Annotated in this window: 20 protein-coding genes; 13 read left to right on the top strand and 7 right to left on the bottom strand. The window is 73.0% G+C overall.

The genetic code is table 11. The features are described 5' to 3' along the window. The first annotated feature begins 29 nt into the window (after window positions 1-29). Window positions 30-2,696, top strand: a complete 2,667-nt coding sequence (locus ACIA3K_RS16895) for a LuxR C-terminal-related transcriptional regulator (protein ID WP_396801995.1) — start codon at window positions 30-32, stop codon at window positions 2,694-2,696. An 11-nt stretch (window positions 2,697-2,707) separates the two neighbouring features. Here the strand turns inward: ACIA3K_RS16895 and ACIA3K_RS16890 are convergent, their stop codons facing one another. Then, complete coding sequence (locus tag ACIA3K_RS16890; protein ID WP_396801993.1) at window positions 2,708-3,682, bottom strand: hypothetical protein; 975 nt, start codon at window positions 3,680-3,682, stop codon at window positions 2,708-2,710. A gap of 16 nt (window positions 3,683-3,698) precedes the next feature. Here ACIA3K_RS16890 and ACIA3K_RS16885 point away from each other — a divergent pair, with 16 nt between their 5' ends. From ACIA3K_RS16885 to ACIA3K_RS16870, 4 genes are all read left to right on the top strand, one after another. Then, window positions 3,699-4,769, top strand: coding sequence for a hypothetical protein (locus tag ACIA3K_RS16885; RefSeq protein ID WP_396801992.1), 1,071 nt, complete (start codon window positions 3,699-3,701; stop codon window positions 4,767-4,769). Between the two features lie 156 nt (window positions 4,770-4,925). Next, the gene (locus ACIA3K_RS16880; protein WP_355050387.1) at window positions 4,926-5,147 is read left to right on the top strand and encodes a hypothetical protein; all 222 of its coding nucleotides are present in this window, start codon (window positions 4,926-4,928) and stop codon (window positions 5,145-5,147) included. Between the two features lie 51 nt (window positions 5,148-5,198). Then, window positions 5,199-5,426, top strand: a complete 228-nt coding sequence (locus ACIA3K_RS16875) for a winged helix-turn-helix domain-containing protein (protein ID WP_396801990.1) — start codon at window positions 5,199-5,201, stop codon at window positions 5,424-5,426. A 189-nt stretch (window positions 5,427-5,615) separates the two neighbouring features. Next, window positions 5,616-5,831, top strand: a complete 216-nt coding sequence (locus tag ACIA3K_RS16870) for a hypothetical protein (protein ID WP_396801989.1) — start codon at window positions 5,616-5,618, stop codon at window positions 5,829-5,831. Window positions 5,832-5,861: 30 nt separating this feature from the next. Here ACIA3K_RS16870 and ACIA3K_RS16865 read toward each other — a convergent pair whose 3' ends face one another. The 3 genes from ACIA3K_RS16865 to ACIA3K_RS16855 all read right to left on the bottom strand — a co-directional run bounded on the left by ACIA3K_RS16865 (window position 5,862) and on the right by ACIA3K_RS16855 (window position 8,969). After that, on the bottom strand, window positions 5,862-6,923 hold the full coding sequence (locus tag ACIA3K_RS16865; RefSeq protein ID WP_396801987.1) for a Gfo/Idh/MocA family oxidoreductase: 1,062 nt from the start codon (window positions 6,921-6,923) through the stop codon (window positions 5,862-5,864). Window positions 6,924-7,023: 100 nt separating this feature from the next. After that, complete coding sequence (locus ACIA3K_RS16860; RefSeq protein ID WP_396801985.1) at window positions 7,024-7,689, bottom strand: response regulator; 666 nt, start codon at window positions 7,687-7,689, stop codon at window positions 7,024-7,026. Further along, on the bottom strand, window positions 7,677-8,969 hold the full coding sequence (locus tag ACIA3K_RS16855) for a sensor domain-containing protein (protein ID WP_396801983.1): 1,293 nt from the start codon (window positions 8,967-8,969) through the stop codon (window positions 7,677-7,679). Before ACIA3K_RS16855 ends, ACIA3K_RS16860 begins: the two co-directional genes overlap by 13 nt. A 144-nt stretch (window positions 8,970-9,113) precedes the next feature. On the opposite strand from ACIA3K_RS16855, the gene ACIA3K_RS16850 reads away from it, so the two are divergent. The 5 genes from ACIA3K_RS16850 to ACIA3K_RS16830 all read left to right on the top strand — a co-directional run bounded on the left by ACIA3K_RS16850 (window position 9,114) and on the right by ACIA3K_RS16830 (window position 14,098). Beyond that, window positions 9,114-9,809 (top strand): SDR family NAD(P)-dependent oxidoreductase, encoded by a 696-nt coding sequence (locus ACIA3K_RS16850; protein WP_396801981.1) that lies wholly within the window; start codon window positions 9,114-9,116, stop codon window positions 9,807-9,809. Next, window positions 9,803-11,437: an MFS transporter gene (locus ACIA3K_RS16845; protein WP_396801980.1), complete on the top strand. Its 1,635-nt coding sequence runs from the start codon at window positions 9,803-9,805 to the stop codon at window positions 11,435-11,437. The genes ACIA3K_RS16850 and ACIA3K_RS16845 overlap by 7 nt, the downstream gene beginning before the upstream one ends. A gap of 95 nt (window positions 11,438-11,532) precedes the next feature. Continuing rightward, complete coding sequence (locus ACIA3K_RS16840) at window positions 11,533-12,075, top strand: SRPBCC family protein (protein WP_396801979.1); 543 nt, start codon at window positions 11,533-11,535, stop codon at window positions 12,073-12,075. Further along, window positions 12,072-13,247, top strand: coding sequence for a zinc-dependent alcohol dehydrogenase (locus ACIA3K_RS16835; RefSeq protein WP_396801978.1), 1,176 nt, complete (start codon window positions 12,072-12,074; stop codon window positions 13,245-13,247). The genes ACIA3K_RS16840 and ACIA3K_RS16835 overlap by 4 nt, the downstream gene beginning before the upstream one ends. Before the next feature lie 83 nt (window positions 13,248-13,330). Continuing rightward, on the top strand, window positions 13,331-14,098 hold the full coding sequence (locus ACIA3K_RS16830; RefSeq protein ID WP_396801976.1) for a TetR/AcrR family transcriptional regulator: 768 nt from the start codon (window positions 13,331-13,333) through the stop codon (window positions 14,096-14,098). A 7-nt stretch (window positions 14,099-14,105) separates the two neighbouring features. On the opposite strand, the gene ACIA3K_RS16825 is transcribed toward ACIA3K_RS16830, so the two are convergent. Next, window positions 14,106-14,933 carry a helix-turn-helix domain-containing protein gene (locus ACIA3K_RS16825; protein ID WP_396801974.1) on the bottom strand — a complete coding sequence of 276 codons (828 nt, stop codon included), beginning with the start codon at window positions 14,931-14,933 and terminating at the stop codon, window positions 14,106-14,108. Window positions 14,934-15,064: 131 nt separating this feature from the next. Here ACIA3K_RS16825 and ACIA3K_RS16820 point away from each other — a divergent pair, with 131 nt between their 5' ends. The 3 genes from ACIA3K_RS16820 to ACIA3K_RS16810 all read left to right on the top strand — a co-directional run bounded on the left by ACIA3K_RS16820 (window position 15,065) and on the right by ACIA3K_RS16810 (window position 19,429). Further along, window positions 15,065-15,985: an SDR family NAD(P)-dependent oxidoreductase gene (locus tag ACIA3K_RS16820; RefSeq protein ID WP_396801972.1), complete on the top strand. Its 921-nt coding sequence runs from the start codon at window positions 15,065-15,067 to the stop codon at window positions 15,983-15,985. 74 nt (window positions 15,986-16,059) lie between these two features. Next, window positions 16,060-17,262 (top strand): low temperature requirement protein A, encoded by a 1,203-nt coding sequence (locus ACIA3K_RS16815; RefSeq protein ID WP_396801971.1) that lies wholly within the window; start codon window positions 16,060-16,062, stop codon window positions 17,260-17,262. A 7-nt stretch (window positions 17,263-17,269) separates the two neighbouring features. Next, on the top strand, window positions 17,270-19,429 hold the full coding sequence (locus tag ACIA3K_RS16810; protein ID WP_396801969.1) for a hypothetical protein: 2,160 nt from the start codon (window positions 17,270-17,272) through the stop codon (window positions 19,427-19,429). A gap of 12 nt (window positions 19,430-19,441) precedes the next feature. Here ACIA3K_RS16810 and ACIA3K_RS16805 read toward each other — a convergent pair whose 3' ends face one another. Beyond that, window positions 19,442-19,789, bottom strand: coding sequence for a hypothetical protein (locus tag ACIA3K_RS16805; protein WP_396801968.1), 348 nt, complete (start codon window positions 19,787-19,789; stop codon window positions 19,442-19,444). A 38-nt stretch (window positions 19,790-19,827) separates the two neighbouring features. Continuing rightward, entirely contained in the window at window positions 19,828-20,277 is a 450-nt protein-coding gene (locus tag ACIA3K_RS16800; RefSeq protein ID WP_396801967.1) for a hypothetical protein, read from the bottom strand. Window positions 20,278-20,323: the final 46 nt, after the last annotated feature.

Raw genomic sequence — 20,323 nt, 5'->3', positions numbered from 1 at the left:
GCTGCCCCGAGGGCGAGGTGAGGGTCGTCATGCCGGGACGTGGGGAATGGACACTCGTCGGCCGCGACGTCGAGCTGAAGACCATCGCGGACGTGGTGGCGGCGCGGGTGCCCGGTCTGGTGCTGGTGGGCGACGCCGGCGTGGGCAAGACGCGGTTGCTGCGGGAGGCGTTGGCGCGCGCCGGTGACAGCGGTGTGGAGTGCCACTGGGTGTCGGCGACCGGCGCGGCCCGCTCCATCCCGTTCGGCGCGGTCTCGCACCTCATCCCCGCGCCGACCCGGCCGCACGCCGACCCGATGGGGCTGGTCGTCACCGTGGAGCGCGACTTCGCCCGGCGCAGCGCCGGACGCACGGTCATGATCGGGATCGACGACGCGCACCTGCTCGACGAACCGTCCGCCGGGCTGCTGCACCAGCTCGCCGTGCACGGTCTGGCGGTGGCGGTGGCGACGGTCCGCGCGGGCGAACCGCTCTCCGACGCCCTCACCTCACTGTGGACCGGTTCCGGTCGGCGACTGGAGGTGCGTCCGCTGCCGTCCACCGCCGTGGACCACCTGCTCGACGAGGCCGCGCCGGGTCCGCTCGACGCGCTCAGCCGCCGCCGGCTGCGGCAGCTCGCCGACGGCAACCCGCTGCTGCTGCGGGAGCTGCTCGCCGACGCGATGGAGACCGGCGGCCTGCACGAGGTGCGGGGCGTCTGGCGCTGGCGCGGCACCGCCTCCGGCAGCCCTCGCCTCGCCGAGCTGGTCAGCGCCCGGCTGCGCGCCCTCGAACCGGCGGCCCGGCAGGTGCTGGAGGTGGTCGCCTGCGGCGAACCACTCTCCCTGGCCCTGCTGGAACGGTTCGTCGACCCGACCGCCATCGAGGCCGCCGAGCGCAGCGGCATGGTGGTCGCGGAGCGCTCGGGCGCGCGTACGGCCCTGCGGATGGCCCACCCGCTCTACGGCGAGGCGCTGCGCGCCAGCATGCCCGCCAGCCGTTCCCGCACCGTGTTCGGGCAGCTCGCCGACGTGTTGGCGAGCATGCCGCTGCGCCGCCGCGACGACGCGCTGGTCGCCGGTGTGTGGCAACTGCGCTCCGGCAGCGTCCGGCACCCGGGTATCGCGCTGGCCGCCGCCCGCCAGGCGATCGACCGGTTCGACATCGACCTGGCCGAGCGGCTGGCCCGGACGGCGTACGACGCCGGGCCGGGTTGGGAGGCGCAGTGGCTGCTGGCCCGGGTGTTGCAGTACCAGGCGCGCAGCCAGGAGGCGTTCGACATGCTCCCGCCGGCCCCGCCCCCGGGCAGCAAGCGGCTCGCCATCTGGGCGATCACCCGGGCCGGGCTGCTGTACTGGGGCCTGGACCGGATCGACGAGGCGCACGAGACGCTGCGGATGGTGCCGGAGGGCTCGCCCGGCCACGACCTGGCCGAGGCCACCCGGTCCTGGGTGCTGTTCTACGACGGCCGGTGCGAGGCGGCGTTGGCCGTCGGTCAGGCCGTGCTCGCCCGCCCCGACACCGGCGTACGCGCGGCAAGCTGGGCGACCATGGGCGCCGCCTCGGCGGCGGGCATGCTCGGCCGCCTCGGGCTCGCGGCGGAGCTGGCGCGGCGGGGCCGGGCCGTGCTCGCCGCCGCGCCAGAGCACCTGCCCTGGAACGAGGCCCAGGTCGGGCTGGGGCTCTGCTACGCCCGATACGCCGCCGGTGAGCTGGCCGAGGCCGTCGAGCTGGCCGACGAGGGGTACCGCGCGGCGGTCGCCAGCGACGCGCGGGGGATGGTCGCGGTGTGGGCCGGGTTCCGGGGGATCATCGGCAAGGCGCAGGGGCAGCTCGACGCCGCCGAGGCGGACCTGCGCGAAGCCATCGCCCTGGTCGAGGAGAACGACCAGTATCACCTGGTACGGACGTACTGGGCCGAGCTGGCCGGCGTGCGGGCCCTGTCCGGCGACCTGTCCGGCGCGCGGCGTTGGCTGGCCGCGGCGGACGCCCGGGAGCGGACCGCCAACCGGATCTTCCACGCCTGGGTGGAGCTGAACCGCGCCTGGGTGCAGGTGGCCGAGGGGGACCTCACCGCGGCGATCCGTACCGCCCGGCACGCGGCCGACCTGGCCCGTGGCAGCGAGCAGCCCACCATCGAGGCGGTGGCGCTCTACGAGTGCGCGCGCCTCGGCGCCCCGGAGCCGGTCCGCGACCGGCTGCGTACCCTCGCCGACCAGCTCGGCGGCCTGGCGTCGACCCTCGCCGGCGCGGTCGACGGACTGCTCCACGACGACGGACCGGCCCTGGAGGCAGCCGCCGACGACCTCGTCGCCCGCGGGCACACCCTGCTCGCCGCCGAGGCGGTCGGCGTCGCCGCCCGGGCGTACGCCCGACGGGGTCGACCTCGACTGGCGGTGGCGCAACGGGCCGCGACGCTGGCCGAGGCCTGCCGGGGCGTACGGACGCCGCTGCTCGCCGCGACCGCCCCGGGCGTCGAGCAGGCGACGCTGACCCGCCGCGAGCGGGACGTGGCGCTGCTCGCGGTCGCCCTGTCCAGCCGCAGCATCGCCGACCGGCTCGGACTGTCGGTCAACACCGTCAACAACAACCTGGCCCGGGTCTTCACGAAACTGGGCGTCCGCAACCGCCGGGAGCTGGCCGTCGTGCTCGGTCACGAGACGGTCGGGCGTACGGGAGAGGGCCACCGCGAGCGATCCCCGCTCGACAGTAGGTAAGGCCGACTGATCTACCGGGTTACCGCGCGCGTCCCTACCGTGCGGTAACAACCTACCGGTGCACTCAGTCCCTGGAGGACGGCAATGAGCCAGTTGGATCCAAGCGGACCACCAGGAGCACGACCCACGAGGTCGATCCAGAACGTTCTCTGCGCCGCCGGGATGGCGCTGGCGGTCGCCACGCTCACCGCGGTGGTGGCCCCGACCGCCGGCGGCGCCTCACCCACCCCGGCGAGCGCCACCCCCGTGGCCGAGTCGTACGACGCGGCGCCCTGCACCCGCGAGTTGGAGGGTACGACCTGGTTGCTCGACCCGTGCGTCAAGCCCGGCGGGAAGCTCCCGGCGGAGGTCGAGGCGCGCCTCGCGCAGATCCGTACCCAGAACCGGGCGGCAGCCGACGACTGCCCGACCCCGACCGGTTCGGCCTCGGCCTCGACGTCGGCGTCGCCGACCCGGCAGACCCAGTCTCCGGTGACCGCCGAGCCGGTCGTGCAGCGCGCACCCGGCGCGACCGCGACCGCACCCACCACGACTGCCTCGCCCAGCGATTCGCCCACCTCGTCGCCCAGCGGTACGCCCTGTCCCTCGGGGAGTTCGTCGCCCTCGGGCAGCGCGTCGCCGTCGGGCAGTTCGTCGCCGTCGGGGAGTGCGTCGCCGTCGGGGAGTTCGTCGCCGTCGGGGAGCGCGTCGCCGTCGGGTAGCTCCTCGCCGTCCGGCAGCGCGTCGCCGTCGGGCAGTTCGTCGCCGTCGGGGAGTGCGTCGCCGTCGGGGAGTTCGTCGCCGTCGGGGAGCGCGTCGCCGTCGGGTAGCTCCTCGCCGTCCGGCAGCGCGTCGCCGTCCGGTAGCTCCTCACCGTCGAGCAGCGCCTCACCCAGTGGGTCGTCTTCACCCAGCAGCCCGACCGACCCCACCGACGGGCCGCCCTGGCCCACCGGCGGGCCGGGGTCGCCGCCACCGCCGCCGCCGACCGGCTGCCCGCAGGTCAACGGCAACCCCACCCTGGTGGACGCCAACAAGGACCGCATCCGCTGCCGCGAGGTGCAGACCGTCGAGGACGACACCGTCCTCACCGTCACCGGCGACTCGATCAGCTCGTCGCACCACCAGTTCGGCTTCGGCTTCATGGGTCCCGGCTGCCCGAACACCTCGTTCGACGATCGGGGCATGCCCGGTAACAACGGCGTCTACAGCTACGCCCGGCGCTACTTCGACATGAACGGCAGCATCGTCGACTACGACAACTACGCGCGGACCGGGTACGGCACCGGCGACATCATCGCCGGCCGGGCCGGCCCCGACTCGTGCGGAAACGCGTGGGCCCGGGTGGCCAGTCCGCTCGGTCTCGCCACGGCCCGCATCGCCAAGGCGAAGAGCGACAAGCACGACGCGTACCACGTGACGACCGGCGGAGTGAACAACACCAACTGGACGACGGTGCTGACCCGGCTGGCGAAGTGCCGGGGCTACGAGTTCGCGGCGGAGACCCTGAACTCGTACGGCGTGTTCCGCTTCGAGTGGGCGGCCCAGGGTGGCAAGGCCGGCATCGTCACCAACGGCGGCGGCTGCAACTTCTGGCTCGACCTGCCGGTCGGTGAGGACTACTACATCAACGTCCAGGTGCCCCGCTACGACGGCCCGAGCCAGTACGCCGGTGTCAGCGCCGATGCCACCTTCATCGTCAACTCCCTGTTGGCGGCGGGCGCCGACAAGGTGGTGTGGATGCTCTACTACGACATCACGCCGGCCAACATCGACATCGGGCAGTACGGCTGGATGCAGCTCAAGCAGTACCTGCCGGCGGCCCTGCTGACCTACGTACCGCCGCAACCGGTGTCGATGCTGTCACCGCTGATCGACCCGCTCTGGGTGGGCACCGTGCGGGGCGTGATCAGCGACCTCAACTGGGCCATCCAGATGGGGGTCCCGTTCGACCCGGCCGTACGGGTGGCGCTTCCGCCGCCGTTCACGCCGGGTGACATCCAGATCACTGCCGAGGGAGGGTCGCCGCATCCCAGCCCTTCGGGGCAGGACAAGCTGGCCAACACCCTGGCCAGCGTGCTGAACGGCATCTGAGTCGCTCCTGAGTCATCGCTCAGGCGGGGAGGGGCCGCCGTTGCGGTTCCTCCCCGTCGACACACAGGTGGTTCTGCGCCCGAATTGCGGCTATAGGAACCATATCTGCCCACCTGCGCCGTACCCCCGGCGCAGAAATTGCTATACGGTCGGCGAATGAAGGTGGAGGAACATTGGTGGAACGGTGACACGACCCCGCGCGGGCGCCGGGACGTGTACATCCGTACTGACGGGCAAGGTTGGGAGGTCCGCGCCCAGATCGGTGGGGCGTCGGGCCGTGAGCGGGTGCAGCAGTGCCCCAGCCGGGCCTCGGCGACCATCCTCGCCGACGCCTGGCGCGGTACGCACCCATCCTGGCGCGAGCTGAAGCAGCGCTGATCCGGCACCGGGTCGGGCCGGCAACGCCCCCCGCGCCCCCCGGCCCACCCGGTGCTCGTTCCCACCCCTTCACCCGTTCTCCCGGTTCACCGCTTCTGGAACATCGCAAATGGCGAGTACGCGCCGGGTGAGCGGCTGCCCACATACAACGAACTCTCCGCCCTCTACGACGTCAGCGTGACCACGGTCCAGAGGGCGGTCATCGTCCTACAGACGCGGGGTCTGGTGGTGGGCCTCCAGGGTCGTGGCCTGTGGGTAGCGGAAAAGCCGCCCACCTGATCGCCGCGCCCTTCGTCGTCCTTGATCACTTGATGCTCACCAGTTCGGAGAGGCTTCCTGGAACTGGTGAGCATCAAGTGATCAAGCCAGAAGCGCTCGATCAACCGCGGCTGCGGCCGGGTCCGGTGGGCGCATTGCCTGCGGCAGGCCGGGTACACGGGGGCGGTCCGCGCGCGATGGAGGTCGCTCATGTCGCAGGGTCCCGACGAGGACAACCCTCGGCTCGACGAGGAGGTACGGGAGGCCGAACGCCGGCTCGCCGACCTCGTCGCCCCGTCAGACGACGCGCTGACCGACGACGACGCGCGCGTGCCGGACGATGCCCTTTCCGAGCAGGACGAAGCTCTCTCAGAACAGGAAATTGCCCTCTCCGAGCGGCAAGAGGCCCCCTCCGAGCAGGAGTAGGCCCCTTCCGAGCAGGAGACGGAGTAACGCTCAGGACGTCGGGACCGGAAGGACCACGCCCTCGGCCGCCGACCGGTGCGCCAGCTCGATCAGCTCGACCGTGGCCGCCGAGTCGCGCGGGTCCACCGGCATCGGCGTGCCGTCGCGCAGGGCCGCCGCCACCTCGGCGTAGAAGCTCTGGTACGCCCCGGGCAGCGTCGGCGTGGGGCGCAGGTCACCGTCGACGCCGAGCAGGCCGTACCGCTCCGGTGGCACCTCGCCCCAGCCCGGCTGGTCCGGTCGGCCGCCGTCGTGCAGCGCGGCCTCCTGCACGTCCAGCCCGTGGGTCGTGTAGCCGGCCCGGTCGCCGAGCACCCGCAGGCGGGGGCCGAGCTGAGCGGTGATCGCCCCCATCCACAGGTGCGAGCGCACGCCGTTGGTGTGGGTCAACGCCACGAACGCGTCGTCGTCGACCTCGGCGCCCGCGCGGCGGCGGTCGACCTCGGCGTAGACCCGCTCGACCGTGCCGAAGAGCTGCACGGCCTGGTCGACGAGGTGCGCGCCCAGGTCGAACAGGGCGCCACCGGCCTCGTCCACCCCGGCCAGCTCCCGCCAACCGGGCTTGATCGTGGGGCGGAACCGCTCGAACCGGGACTCGAACCGCAGCACCCGACCCAGCTCACCGCTCTCCACGAGCGCGCGGGCGGTCAGGAAGTCGCCGTCCCAGCGGCGGTTCTGGAACACCGTCAGCGGCACACCGCGCCGGTCGGCCTCCTCGACGAGCGCCCGGGCATCGGCCGCGGTGGGGGCCAGGGGCTTGTCGACGACGACCGGCAGGCCGGCGGCGAGGGCCGCCCGCGCCATCGGCACGTGCTGCCGGTTCGGCGTCGCGACCACCACCAGGTCCAGAGCTTCGGGGGTACGCCACAACTCGTCGGCGTCGTCCACCAGGCGGGCGTCCGGAAAGTGCTGAGCGGCCTGCTCGCGCCGCTGTGGATCGCGGGTCACGATGGCGTCCAGCCGCAGCCCGGGTGTGGCGGCGATCAGCGGAGCGTGGAAGACCCGACCCGCCAGCCCGTACCCCAGCAGACCGACCCGCAGCGCCTCCGCCATGCCGTACCCCCTTCTCCTGGCCCGCGCCCGGTTCGGCGGCGGTGCCGGTGGTCGAATCTACGCCGCGCCCGACCCGGACCCGGTCCGGGCCCGACGCTGGTCAGCCCACCGGGTCGGCGCGCAGATAGGTGAGTACGGCGAGCACCCGCCGGTTGGTGTCGTCGCTGGGCGGCAGGTCGAGCTTCAGCAGGATGTTGCCGACGTGCTTGCCGATGGCGGCCTCGGTGACGTGCAGTCGAGCGGCGATGGACGCGTTGGAGCGGCCCTCGGCCAGCAGCGCCAGCACCTCCCGTTCGCGGGCGGAGAGCGTGGCGAGCGGGTCGCGGGGCCGGTGCAGCAGTTGCCGCACCACGTCCGGGTCGATGGCGGTGCCGCCGCCGGTGACGCGGCGCAGCGTGTCGACGAACTCGGTCACCTCGGCCACCCGGTCCTTGAGCAGGTAACCGACCCGCTGGCCGTCGCCGCTGTCCAGCAGCGCCGCCGCGTACCCGGTCTGCACGAACTGACTGAGTACCACCACCGGCAGGCCGGGCCGCTCGGCGCGGAGCGCGACGGCGGCGCGGAGCCCGTCGTCCCGCCGACCCGGTGGCATCCGGATGTCGGTCAGCACCAGGTCGGGCTGGTGCGCGCGGGCCGCCTCCAGCAGCTCCGGCGCGGAGCCGACGGCCGCGCACACCGCGAACTCGAAGCGGGTCAACAGCGCGACCAGGCCCTCGCGCAGCAGCACCTCGTCCTCGGCGAGCACCACCCGGGTCACCGGCGACATGGCAGCTCCACCCGGACCAGGGTAGGCCCGCCGGGAGGGCTGGCCAGCAGCAACCGGCCGTCGGCGGCGGCGACCCGGTCGGCGAGGCCGGTCAGGCCGGTGCCCCGGGCGGGGTCGGCGCCGCCGCGCCCGTCGTCGGACACCTCGACGACGAGGTCTCCGCCGGCCCGGCTCAGGCGTACGTCGGCGCGGGTCGCCGCGGCGTGCCGGGCCACGTTGCCCAGCGCCTCGGACACCACGAAGTACGCCGTGGTCTCGACGATCTCCGGCAGGTCACCGTCGACATCGGCGTGCACCGTGACCGCGACGGGAGACGCGTCGGCCACCTCGCGGACGGCGTCGGCGAGACCGAGGTCGGTGAGGCTCTGCGGCCGGATGCCGTGCACCAACTGCCGCAACATCACCATCAGCCCCCGCGCCTGGTCGTGCGCCACGGCGAGGGGCCGGGCGGCGGGGGAGTCCTCGGGTACGTCCAGCCGGGCCAGGCCCAGTTGGAGGGTGAGGCTGGTCAGCCGGGGCTGCGCGCCGTCGTGCAGGTCCCGTTCGATGCGCCGCCGTTCCGCCTCGTACGCCCCGACCAGCCGTGTCCGGGAACGGGCGACCTCGCGCAGCGCGGCGGCGTCGACGGGGCTGGTCAACGCCCACCGGGCGACCGTGGCCTGCGCGGCGGCGAGCAGCCCTGCCGCGTAGCAGAGCACCGGGACGAGCAGCACACCCACGATCGCGTACGGCACGGCTTCGCCGGTGCTCTCGATCGGCCGCCAGATCACCACCGGATCGGCGGCACCGGCCAGCCAGGGGCTGGTGACCATCCCGAGGTCCAGCAGCGCCAGCACCAGGAACGTCCAGTACGCGACGGGCACGACACCGCCCAGCCAGAACAGGTACGCCACCTCCCGCCAGCTGGCCGCGCTGCGGTAGCGGGCGGCCAGCGAAGACCACGGCGACGCGGGCGGCAGTGGGCGGCCGTCCACGAGGCCGAGTCGCCACCGCTCGACGGCGGCGACCGGAACGCTCGCGAGCGGCGCGAGAGCCACCAGGGTGAGGCTGCCGACCGCCAGGAACAGCATCAGCGGTATCGACGGCGGCCTGCCGTGCTGTCGCAGCGCGTTGGCGGCGGCCAGCAGGGGCGCGCCGATGACGAGCAGCCCGACGCTGAGCACACCGGCGATCGGCACGGTGGTGACCAGGTAGGCCAGCGCGCGCCAGGGCCAGGCGGAGATCAGCCAGTCGCGCCTTCGCAGGGCGGCGGCGAGGTGACGGGGGTGTTCCGAGGTCATGCCGCTGACGCTAATCGCCGGCCATGCGCCGCCCCAGCCGTCCAGATCCCCTCTTCGGGGTATGTCCAGCACTACCGGCGGGGGTGTGTGGAGTCCGGAAACGGGAAGGACGCGCGGGGCGTTACCTGCGGCGGCTGGAGCGACATGGGTGCCAGAACGTTCGTGGTGGTCGGCGGAACCAGCGGGCTGGGCCTCGCGGTGGCCCGGCTGCTGCTCGACGAGTACCGCGTCGTGGTGTTCGGTAACGTGCCGGCCGAGGTCGCCGCGACGACCGACGAGCTGGGGTGCGACGGCGCGGTCTGCGACGTCTCCTCCTACGAGCAGGTCCGGGACGCCTTCGCCGAGGTGGTGGGGCGCTACGGCACCGTCGACGGGGTCGCGGCGTGCGCGTCGATGTGGGCGGGCGGTGACCTGGGCGACCTGTCCGTGGAGCACATCCGGCGGGCCGTGGAGATCAACGTGCTGGGCACCACGTACCTGTTACGGGAGGCGTTGGCGCACCTGGACCGGCAGGGCTACGGCAATATCGTGTACGTCGGGGCGATGGCGCTGGCGGCGCCCCGGCCCGGCATACCGGTCTACCGGGCGACCAAGAGCTACGGCAGCAGCCTCGTCGACTCGCTGGCCGAGGCCCAGCACAGCAACCGGATCAAGGTGATGCAGTTGCATCCCGGGCCGATGCCGACCCGCCTTCAGGAGCGCGTCGGGGCCGAGTTCCTCGACGAGATCTACGCCCTGCCCGAGCAGGTCGCCACCGAGGTCGTCCGACTGCTGCTGCTGGGACCCGACGACCTCTACGTCTCCGGCGAGCGCGTGCTCCGCGCGGACGGGCGGTGGTGACGGCGGCGTCCAAGGCGGGGGACCGTCCGGCCTCCGCGTGGGCGCCCCTGCGCGGCGCCGTCTACCGCAACCTGTGGCTGGCCCTGCTCGCCGCCAACGTCGGCACCTGGATGCAGACCGTCGGCGCGCAGTGGCTGCTGATCCACCACGCCAACGCCGCCACCCTGGTCGCCCTGGTGCAGACCGCCAGCCTCCTGCCGGTGCTGCTGCTGGCGCTGCCCGCCGGTGTGCTAGCCGACAGTTTCGACCGTCGCCACCTGCTGATCGCCGTACAGCTGTTCCTGGTCGCGGTGGCGGTGGCGTTGGCCCTGCTCACCCTGACCGACCGGATGCCACCGGCCCTGCTGCTCACCCTGACCTTCGCGTTCGGGGTCGGGCAGGCGCTCACCCTGCCGGCCTGGTCGGCGGTGATCCCGGAGTTGGTGCCGCAGGAACAACTGCGCTCGGCGTCCGCGCTCGGCTCGATCAGCGTGAACGTGGCGCGGGCGGTGGGACCGGCGCTGGCCGGCGTGCTGATCTCCCGGACCGGCGTCGCCCCGGTGTTCGGGCTCAACGCGCTGGCGTTCGCCATCTTCGCGTACGCGTTGTGGCGCTGGCAGCCCGGCAACGCCCGCGCCGTCGAGGTGCCCGAGCGGTTCGCCGCCGCGCTGCGCGCCGGGAGCCGCTACGTACGCCACTCGCCGACCGTGCGTCGGCTGCTGCGCCGCGCGTTGGTCTTCGTGATTCCGGCCAGCGCGCTGTGGGCGCTGCTGCCGCTGGTGGCGGCCCGCCGGCTCGGGCTGGGTTCCGGCGGGTACGGGCTGCTCCTGGGCGCGCTCGGGGTGGGCGCCATCGCGGGCGGCGTGCTGCTGGCCGTGATCCGTACCCGGCTGTCGGCCAACCAGCTCCTGCTCATCTCCGGCGTGCTGTTCACCATCGTGCTGGCGGTCCTCGGGACGGTGCGGGTGGTGCCGCTGGTGCTCGCGGCCCTGCTGCCGGCGGGGATGGCCTGGGTGACGGTGCTGGCCAACATCAACGCCGAGATGCAGCTCTTCCTGCCGAGCTGGGTACGGGCCCGAGGGCTGGCCGTCTACCAGGTGTGTTTCGCCGGCGGGCAGGCCGTGGGGGCGCTGCTCTGGGGTCTGGTGGCCGAGATGGGCGGGCTGCTCCCCGCCTATCTCGTGGCTGCGGCGTTGATGTTCGTCGGCACCGTGACGAGCCGGATCTGGCCGCTGCCGGACCTGCGCTCGGTGGACCGTGAACCGGCGGCCTACTGGCCGGAACTGCACCTGGCGCACGAGCCGGACCCATGGGTGGGGCCGGTGCTGGTGACGGTGCGGTACACCGTCCGGCCGGAGCGGGAGGGACCGTTCCTCGCGGCCATGGACGTGGTGCGCGGCGCCCGGCAGCGCACCGGCGCGATGCGCTGGGGGCTGTTCCGGCCGGCCGAGACGACCGGCCGGTTCGTCGAGGTGTACCTGGTGCCGTCGTGGGACGAGCACCTGCGCCAGCACGGTGGCCGGTTGACCGGCGAGGACCGTGCGGCCGAGGCGCGGGCCCGGGAGCTGACCGAGGGCGTCCCGGAGGTACGCCACCTCGTGCCGGCCGCGGCCGGACCCCGGCTGTCCGACGCGCGCGAAGGGGTCTGAACTCCCGTCCGCCCAACTCGTGGCCGAAATCTGCCCTTCGTACGTGCAGGACGTGACTGTCGGGGTAGGTGAGGCCGGAGAGAGGGGAGGGAATCATGGATCTGCTGGCCACGACGACCATCCGTCAACCGGCGGCCGACGTGTACGCCTTCTGGCGCCGCCTGGAGAACCTGCCGACGTTCATGGCCCATCTGGAGGAGGTGCGCGTCACCGGGGAGCGGACGAGTCACTGGACGGCGAGCGCGCCGTTCGACCGCAGCGTCGAGTGGGACGCGGAGATCACCGAGGAGGTGCCCGGCGAACGCATCGGCTGGCGGTCCACCGGCGACGCCGACGTGCCGAACACCGGCAAGGTGTGGTTCGTGCCCGCGCCCGACGGCGTCAGCACCGAGGTGCACGTGCTGCTGGTCTACGACATCCCCGGCGGCAAGCTCGGCCAGGCCGTGGCGAGGTACTTCGGCGAGGAGCCGCACCAGCAGCTCGATGACGACCTGCGCCGCCTCAAGCAGGTGCTGGAGACCGGCGAGGTGGTGCGCTCCGACGGCGCGCCGTGGGGCAAGCGTGCCCGCCGGGAGTTCCCGCAGCGGCCGGCGCAGCCGCTGTCCAGCGACGAGTTGTCCAAGGGGGAGGCGGCGTGAGGGCGAACACCTGGGCCGGACGCAACAAGGTCGAGGTCCGCGACGTGCCGGACCCGAGCATCCTCAACCGGCGGGACGCGATCGTGAAGGTCACCTCGACCGCGATCTGCGGCTCGGACCTGCACCTGGTCGACGGGTACGTGCCGACGATGCAGGACGGTGACGTGCTGGGCCACGAGTTCATGGGCGAGGTGGTGGAGGTCGGCGGCGGCGTCGACCCGGGCCGGCTGCGGGTCGGCGACCGGGTGGTGGTGCCGTTCCCGATCGCCTGCGGCGCGTGCGCGGCGTGTGCCGCCGAGCTGTGGTCGTGCTGCGAGAACAGCAACCCCAACGCCGGGATCGCGGAGAAGATGTTCGGCCACCCGGTGGCCGGCATCTTCGGCTACTCCCACCTGACCGGCGGGTTCGCCGGTGGCCAGTCCGAGTATGTGCGGGTGCCGTTCGCCGACGTCGGACCGCTGAAGATCGAATCCGACCTGACCGACGAGCAGGTGCTGTTCCTGTCCGACATCCTGCCCACCGGCTACATGGGCGCCGAGATGTGCGACATCCAGCCCAGCGACGTCGTCGCCGTGTGGGGCGCGGGCCCGGTCGGGCAGTTCGCCATGGACAGCGCCCGCCTGCTCGGCGCGGCCACGGTCATCGCGATCGACAAGGAGCCGTACCGGCTGCGGATGGCGGAGGAGGCCGGGCACACCACGATCAACTTCGAGGAGGTGGACGTCCGGTCCCGGCTGCTGGAGCTGACCGGCGGACGCGGGCCGGACAAGTGCATCGACGCCGTCGGCATGGAGGCCAGCCACGGCAGCGCGCACCTGCACGCGTACGACCGGGTGAAGCAGGCGGTGCGGTCGGAGACCGAGCGGCCACACGCGCTGCGCCAGGCGATCCTGTCCTGCCGCAGCGGCGGCGTCGTGTCGGTCATCGGCGTGTACGGCGGCTTCCTCGACAAGTTCCCCGCCGGCGCCTGGATGAACCGGTCGCTGACCCTGCGCACCGGTCAGTGCCACGTCCAGCGGTACATGACGCCGCTGCTACGCCACATCGAGAACGGCGAGCTGGACCCCACCCGCGTGATCACCCACACGCTGCCGCTCAACGACGCGGCACGCGGCTTCGACCTGTTCAAGAACAAGCAGGACGACTGCGAGAAGGTCGTGCTCAAGCCGTGACCGGGCCGGTGCCGGCGGGCCGCCACAGGTGGACCCCGCCGGCACCGTACCGCGTACGCCCGCGTTGTTAGGATGGCCGGACCATGGCGACTGAGCGCAAGCCGACCGCGGACCCGGCCCGCAGCCTGGCGATCCTCTGGCGCACCCGGGAACCGACCAGCCGCGGCGCCGGGCAGGGGCTGACCGTCGACCGGATCGTCCGGGCCGCCATCGACATCGCCGACACCGAAGGGCTCGACGCGGTGACCATGCGTCGGGTCGCCGAGGCGCTGGGCGTGGGCACCATGTCGGTCTACACGTACGTGCCGGGCAAGGCCGAACTCGTCGACGTCATGATCGACACCGCGTACGGCGAGATGCCGCGTTCTGCCGTCGAGGGTGACTGGCGGGCCCGGCTGGAACGGATCGCCCGGGACAACCTGGCGCTCTACCAGCGGCACCGGTGGATGGTGCGGGCCGAGACCACCCGCCCGGTGCTCGGGCCGCACCTGATGGCCAAGTACGACCACGAACTCGGCGCGGTCGCCGACATCGGGCTCACCGACGTCGAGATGGACGCGGTGCTCACCCTCGTGCTCGGGCACGTGAAGAGTTCCGCGCGCGCCGCCTCCGAGGTGGTCGACCTGGAACGGGAGACCGGCATGACCGACGGCCAGTGGTGGCAGTCGCACGCCCCCTGGCTGGAGACGTTCCTGAACCCCGACAGCTACCCGACCGCGTCGCGGGTCGGCACCGCGGCCGGTCAGCAGCACGGCGCCGCCTACGGCCCGGAGTACGCCTTCGAGTTCGGCCTGCAACGCGTCCTCGACGGCATCTCGGTGGTGGTCGCCGAGCGGGCGGCCGACCGGTAGGGCCCCGCTAGCCGTCCAGCGCGGAGACGGCGTCGCCGAGCCGGGCGAGGGAGCGGGCGGACGGGCTGCCCGGCTCGGCGTGGTAGACGACCAGCGACTGGGTCGTGCCGCTGATCGTCAGCTTCTCGTAGCGCAGCTCCAACTCGCCCACCCGCGGATGGTGGAACACGCGCAACCCGCCACCCGCGCGGGCGGTGACGTCGTGGCGCGCCCACAGCCGCCGGAACAATTCGCTGCCGGCCGTCAACTCGTCGACCAGCTCGGTGAGCCGTGGATCGTCCACCTCGACCCCCACCTGCGCGCGCAGGCCCGCCACCGCGCTGGCGGCGACCGCCTCCGGGGCCGGGTAGAGCGCCGGCACGCGCGGGCCCAGGAAGACCTCGCGCAGCAGGTTCACCCCGACCCGGTAGATCGGTGTCAGCGCGGTCGCCATCGGGTTGGCGAAGAGGACGTCCAGGTGCCGGCCGTGTACGAAGGCTGGCGTCTCCGCCCAGGAACCCACCAGCTGCCGGATGCCCACCGGTACCCGCTCCGGCCGTCGTGCCGGCCCCTCGGGCGGGGCGTGTCCACCGAGGCGGCGCAGGTGCGCGGTGGCCTCCGTGTCCAGCAGCAGCGCCCGCGCCAGCGCTTCGAGCACCTGGGCCGACGGGTTGCGGTCCCGTCCCTGCTCCAACCGCAGGTAGTAGTCGGCGCTGATGCCCGCGAGCAGGGCCACCTCCTCGCGTCGCAGACCCGGCACCCGCCGGCGACCGTGTGCCGGCAGACCGACGTCACCCGGCCCGACCAGCTCGCGCCGGGCACGCAGGTACTCGCCCAGCGGGCCGGCCGTGCTCACCAGCCCATCGTAGGAGCGGCCGCCGCCGCCCAGCCTGGTCCTGCCACTACCAGGAAAACCGGTAACCCGGATATCGCCGACCGGCCGGGTGACAGTGGGTCGGGTAAGCGTGATCGAGAGATGGGACAGAGATGACCGAGCGAATCACGACGCCTTTCGGTTTCGCCTCGACCGCCGACGAGGTGCTCGCCGGCGTCGACCTGACCGGCAAGCGGGCCGTCATCACCGGCGGCGCCGCCGGCATCGGCATCGAGACCGCCCGCACCCTGGCCGCCGCCGGCGCCGAGGTGGTGCTCGCGGTGCGTCGCGTTCCGGCCGGCGAGGAGGCCGCCAGGGAGATCGCGGCCAGCGTCGGCGCGGACCGCGTCACGGTCCGCGAGCTGGATGTGGCCAACCAGGATTCGGTACGCCGGTTCGTCGTCGGCTGGGAGGGGCCGCTGCACATCCTGATCAACAATGCCGGGATCATGGCGCTGCCCGAGTTGGAGCGCACTGCCGAGGGCTGGGAGATGCAGTTCGCCACCAACTTCATGGGGCACTACGCGCTGACCGTAGGCCTGCACGACGCTCTCGCCGCCGCCGGTGGCGCCCGGGTCGTGTCGGTCAGCTCCAGCGGCAACCTCTTCTCCCCGGTGATCTTCGACGACCTGCACTTCGCGTTCCGGCCGTACGACCCCCTTCTGGCGTACGGGCAGTCCAAGAGCGGAGAGGCGCTGCTCGCCGTCGAGGCCAACCGTCGCTGGGCCGGCGAGGGCATCCACGCCAACGCCCTGAACCCGGGGGCGATCGCCACCGGGTTGCAGAAGCACACCGGCGGGCTCCGTACGCCGAAGGAGCGGCAGAAGAGCCCGCAGCAGGGTGCCGCCACCTCGGTGCTGCTCGCCGCGTCCCCGCTGCTCGACGGCGTCGGCGGTCGCTACTTCGAGGACTGCGCCGAGGCCCCCGTCCGGACCGAGCGGCCCGCCGACTACAGCGGCGTGGCGGCGTACGCCGTCGACCCGGGCAACGCCGAGCGCCTCTGGAACGTGGCGGCGGACCTCATCGCCCGCTGACCCCGGAACCCGCCCGAGCAGGGCCCCGCAGGTGGTACGACTGGGTCGGCGGGTGACATCCGGGAAGGGGGGCGATGGCGAACGGGCTTCCCGGGCGGCTGCTTCAGAAGCGGGAGGACCCCCGGCGGACCTCGTTCCTGGAGCTCTTCTTCGACCTGGCCTTCATCTTCGCGTTGACCCGCCTGTCCCGGGCGGTGGTCGACGACCCCAGCGTCACCAGTGGCTTCCAGGTCATGGTGATGCTGGCGGCGATCTGGTGGGTGTGGTTCGTGACCGCGTGGTCGGCGGACTGGTTCGATCCCCGGGCGCCGCTGATCGTCGTACTCCTGCTCTGGGTGATGTTCGGCGGCCTGCTGATGGCGGCGGCCGTGCCCACCGCGTTCGACTCGCACGCCGCGCTGTTCGCCGGCGCCTACGTGGCCATCCACCTGGGTCGGGGCGCCCTGCTGATCCCGGCGCTGCGCGGGCATCCGCTGCAACTGCGGAGCCTGCGGGTGGCGATCTGGTTCGCGATCTCCGGTGCGATGTGGCTGGTCGGCGCGGCCGTCGCCCCGGCTCGGGAGGTGCTCTGGACCCTCGCCCTGGTGCTGGAGTACTCCCTGGCCCGGCTGCGCTGGCCGTTCCCGTGGCTCGGGCGTAGCACCTGGCCGGACCTCCAGGTGAACGGTGAGCATCTCTCCGAGCGGTACCAGCAGATCTTCATCATCGCGTTGGGTGAGCTTCTCCTGTTCGCCGGCATCGCCTACAGCGACTCCGGCCTGCACCTCGAGAGCACGTTGGCCTTTGCCCTGGCGTTCGTCACCGCGGTGGCCCTCGCCCGGCTCTACCTGGTGCCGGCCGGTTCGCGGCTGGGCGCGAGCATCATGGCGGCCGGCCCGCCCGGCAGCAAACTGGCGCTGCTCGCCGGCTATCTGCACCTGATCATGATCGCCGGCGTGCTGGCCACCTCGGTGGCCATGGAGATGACGATCGAGGACCCCCGCACCGAGGAGACGGCCCAACTGGCCCTCGGTATCGTCGGCCCGGCGCTCTTCCTGACCGCCCGGATCCTGCTCGCGTGGGTGGTCGACGGCAGCCGGCCCTGGGCGCGTCTGGTCGGTGTGCCGGCGATCATCGGGTTCGGGTTCGCGACCCAGCGGCTTCCGCACGTCGCCAACAGCGCCGTCGTCGCCGGGGTGCTGGTGCTGATCGTCCTGGTCGATGGAATGCCCGGCCTCCGGCGCTACGCCGGCCGGGCCATGCGGGACGGCAGCCCCGATGCCCGCCGGCCCGGGTAACCCGCCGATGTCAGCACCGCGCCCGGACGACCCTCGGCGACGCGCCGACATGGTGGAGTTGCGGGTGCACGGCGTGTCGGGGGCGGAACCCTCGGTCGTCCTGGGCTCGGCGTCGGCGCGCCAGGTCGCGGGTGACGATCGTGGCGGCTTCTACCGGCCGGACGGGCCGGGCCGCGACGCCCCCGACGGGTTGACGCTCGAGGCGTACCGCTGGGGTGATCTGCCCTCGGGCACGGTGGGCCGGACGCTCTCCATGGTCCTGCTGCTGCCGTTCATGCTCAGCAACGCGGCGGCGTGGATGCGACCCACCGGCGAACGCGCCGCCGGGGTCACCGTCCTCAGCCGGCTCCTCGCGCTCAACCTCACCCTGGTGTACGTGGTGGCCGTCGCCGGGGTCGCCCTCGACCTGCTCGCCTGGCGTTGTCTCGGCGCGACACCCTGCCGGACGCCCTTCGACACGATGTTCGGGCTGGACGACCGACACGTCGGGCAGCGGCTGGCCGTGCTGGCGTTGCTGCCGATCGCCGCCGTGGGGCTCCTGAGACTGCTCGGGACCCGCCGTCGCCGACCGTCCGGCAACCCGCTGTGGGCCGTGGAGCCCCTGGTGGAGCGGTTACGGGCGATCCACGTCGCCGCCGCGCTCGGCGTACTCGATCTGCTGCTGCTCACGGCCCGGCGGGCCGGCGGCGCGACGGCCGGGACGAACCTGTTGCTGGCGTCCACCGCGGCGGTCCTGGTGGCCTGCGTCGGTCTGCTCGCCGTCCCGGGTCTGATCGACCGGGCCGCGACCGCGCGGACGGCCACCGTGACCGCGCGCGCCACCGCCGCGGTGGCGGCCGGCCTGACGGTGGCGACCCTCGTCGTCGTCGCGGGCGACGGGCGGGGTTGGCCGACATCGGCCGGACTCCCCGGCTACGGCGGGATCGCGGGCGGCACGCTGTTCGGCCAGATGGCGTTGCTGGTGCTGCTCAGTGGACTGGTGTTACGGCAACGGGGTCGCGGTCGCCGGGCGCTTCCGGGAGGCGCGGGCGCGGCGGTCATCGCGGCCATCGCGGTCGGCCTGGCCGGCGCTCTCGCCTCCGGCCTGGTCTACCAGAGCGGGGTACTGCTCGGCGGATATCGCGGTGACGGCGGGCCGCCGTTGCCGTACCGCTGGACGGTGCTGGCCTTCTTCCTGCACGTCGACGCGGCGGTGGTGTTGGGTGTGGTGCTGACCGTCCTGTCGCGGCGACGTCGCCGACGCGCGGCGGCGACGATCACCGCCCGCGACTTTCCCGCGCCGCCGCCGGGGGCGACCGTGCGGTTGCGACAGGTCACCAAGGCCGTGGCCCGCGCGCGGTTCACCGAGTGGCTGGGCCTGCTGGCCGTCACCTACGCGGTGCTCGCCCTGATCGGGCTCGCCACGAGTCTGCTCGGGCAGTTCGGACTCGAACCGGACGACGTGGCGCGGCGGGTTCTCGGGCTGCCGGCCGGTGTGGTCGGGATGGGCCTGGTGGGAGGCACCTATCTGGTCGCCGCGGTGGCTGTCACCCTGCTGTCCGGCGGTCTCTTCGCGTACCGGACCGCGTGGTTCCGCCGGCACGTCGGGATCCTGTGGGACCTGGGCACCTTCTGGCCCCGGGCCGCCCACCCGTTCGCGCCGCCGAGCTACGCCGACCGGGCGGTACCGGAGTTGGCCGACCGGATCGGCCACCTGACCGAGCGGCACGCCGGGGTGCTGGTGTGCGGGCACAGTCACGGCTCGGCGCTGCTGGCGCTCGCGGTGCTGCGGCTGCCACCGGCCGCGCGGCGACGGGTCGCGCTGCTGACCTACGGCTCGCCACTGGACCGCCTCTACGCCCGGCTCTTCCCCGCCCACCTCGACGACAGGACGCTGCGTCGGGTGGGGGAGCGGGTCGGATGGCGGTGGGTCAACCTGTGGCGGGACACCGATCCGGTCGGCGGCTGGATCTTCGCCGCGCACCGACCCGGCGATCCTTCGCCGGACCCCACCGACCCTGCCGGTCACGTCGACCGGCGGCTGCGGGATCCGGATGGCCTGCTGCCGGCGCCCGGCGAGCGCCGGCCTCCGCCGCTGCGCGGGCACCACCCGGGCGAGTCCGACCCGGCGTTCCGGGCGGCCGTACGCGACCTCGTCGGTCGGCTCCGCGGCGCCGACGCGCAGTGAACGGAGCGCGCGTCACTCGGGGCTCCGGTCGGACTCCGCCACCACCGCGCGCACCCTGCGCAGCGTGGCGTCCGGCGCGCGGATCGCCGCCCGCCACCGGTCCAACGTGCGGGTCAGCACGCGCACGACGAACTGCAACTGGTTGACCTGCTCGCGCAGCGTCCCCAGCTCGGTACGGGCGTGCAGCGCCTCGCCCTCCAGCTCGGTGATCCGGGTCTGTAGCGGCTGCACCAGGGTGAGGGCGGCCTCGGTGAGGGTGTCGGCGGCGTCGGCCTTGAACTTGCCCCGCTGCACCAGCACGGTGGCGATCGCGGCAAGACCGGTCGAACCGCCGAGGATGCCGAACACACTGAGTGCCACCTGCACCCAGTGTGGCGCGGCAGGGGCCGGCGAGGTGTTCACGGGACACTTCCCTGTAGTTCTTCGTAGCTCACACATTCACATGCGCGGACGAGACGGCGTAGGTCGACGGCGAGTTGCGCGGCCCGCCACAGCGATCCCACCGCCACCGCCACGACGAACGACGCGGCGACCAGCGACTGCTGGCTCCACAGCGCCAACAGGGCCACCGCGTACATGCCGGTGATCGTGCCGAGCACCAGGACCGACGCGAGCTCGATGCCGAGCCCGGTGGAGAGCCGGCCGGGCCACAGGATGCCCAGCAGCCCGCACACGCCCACCGCGATCAGACCGATCTCCCAGGCGGCCTGGACAGGTTCCGGCATGGACGTCTGGATGGAGGTCGGTCGGACGTCGAGGAGCATCATCATGATGCCGCAGAGGGGTGCCGTGATCAGTACAGCGACCTCGTACGGCTGGTGGCGGGACCGGATACGCAGATACCTCACGGCAACTCCCTGGTCGAGGACCCTGCCACCTCCCGACCACCAAACG

It is taken from the genome of Micromonospora sp. NPDC051543 (assembly GCF_044454415.1).
Classification (GTDB): domain Bacteria; phylum Actinomycetota; class Actinomycetes; order Mycobacteriales; family Micromonosporaceae; genus Micromonospora.
The sequence above is the reverse complement of the archived record's forward strand: the minus strand, read 5'-3'. Positions and strand labels throughout refer to the sequence as shown.

What these genes read in the sequence shown, in the direction of transcription:
- ACIA3K_RS16895 (WP_396801995.1), top strand. Translation starts at nt 30, where the DNA reads ATGCCGGGACGTGGGGAATGGACACTCGTCGGCCGCGACGTCGAGCTG.
- ACIA3K_RS16880 (WP_355050387.1), top strand. Translation starts at nt 4,926, where the DNA reads ATGAAGGTGGAGGAACATTGGTGGAACGGTGACACGACCCCGCGCGGG.
- ACIA3K_RS16870 (WP_396801989.1), top strand. Translation starts at nt 5,616, where the DNA reads ATGTCGCAGGGTCCCGACGAGGACAACCCTCGGCTCGACGAGGAGGTA.
- ACIA3K_RS16865 (WP_396801987.1), bottom strand. Translation starts at nt 6,923, where the DNA reads ATGGCGGAGGCGCTGCGGGTCGGTCTGCTGGGGTACGGGCTGGCGGGT.
- ACIA3K_RS16860 (WP_396801985.1), bottom strand. Translation starts at nt 7,689, where the DNA reads ATGTCGCCGGTGACCCGGGTGGTGCTCGCCGAGGACGAGGTGCTGCTG.
- ACIA3K_RS16855 (WP_396801983.1), bottom strand. Translation starts at nt 8,969, where the DNA reads ATGACCTCGGAACACCCCCGTCACCTCGCCGCCGCCCTGCGAAGGCGC.
- ACIA3K_RS16850 (WP_396801981.1), top strand. Translation starts at nt 9,114, where the DNA reads ATGGGTGCCAGAACGTTCGTGGTGGTCGGCGGAACCAGCGGGCTGGGC.
- ACIA3K_RS16840 (WP_396801979.1), top strand. Translation starts at nt 11,533, where the DNA reads ATGGATCTGCTGGCCACGACGACCATCCGTCAACCGGCGGCCGACGTG.
- ACIA3K_RS16830 (WP_396801976.1), top strand. Translation starts at nt 13,331, where the DNA reads ATGGCGACTGAGCGCAAGCCGACCGCGGACCCGGCCCGCAGCCTGGCG.
- ACIA3K_RS16820 (WP_396801972.1), top strand. Translation starts at nt 15,065, where the DNA reads ATGACCGAGCGAATCACGACGCCTTTCGGTTTCGCCTCGACCGCCGAC.
- ACIA3K_RS16815 (WP_396801971.1), top strand. Translation starts at nt 16,060, where the DNA reads ATGGCGAACGGGCTTCCCGGGCGGCTGCTTCAGAAGCGGGAGGACCCC.
- ACIA3K_RS16810 (WP_396801969.1), top strand. Translation starts at nt 17,270, where the DNA reads ATGTCAGCACCGCGCCCGGACGACCCTCGGCGACGCGCCGACATGGTG.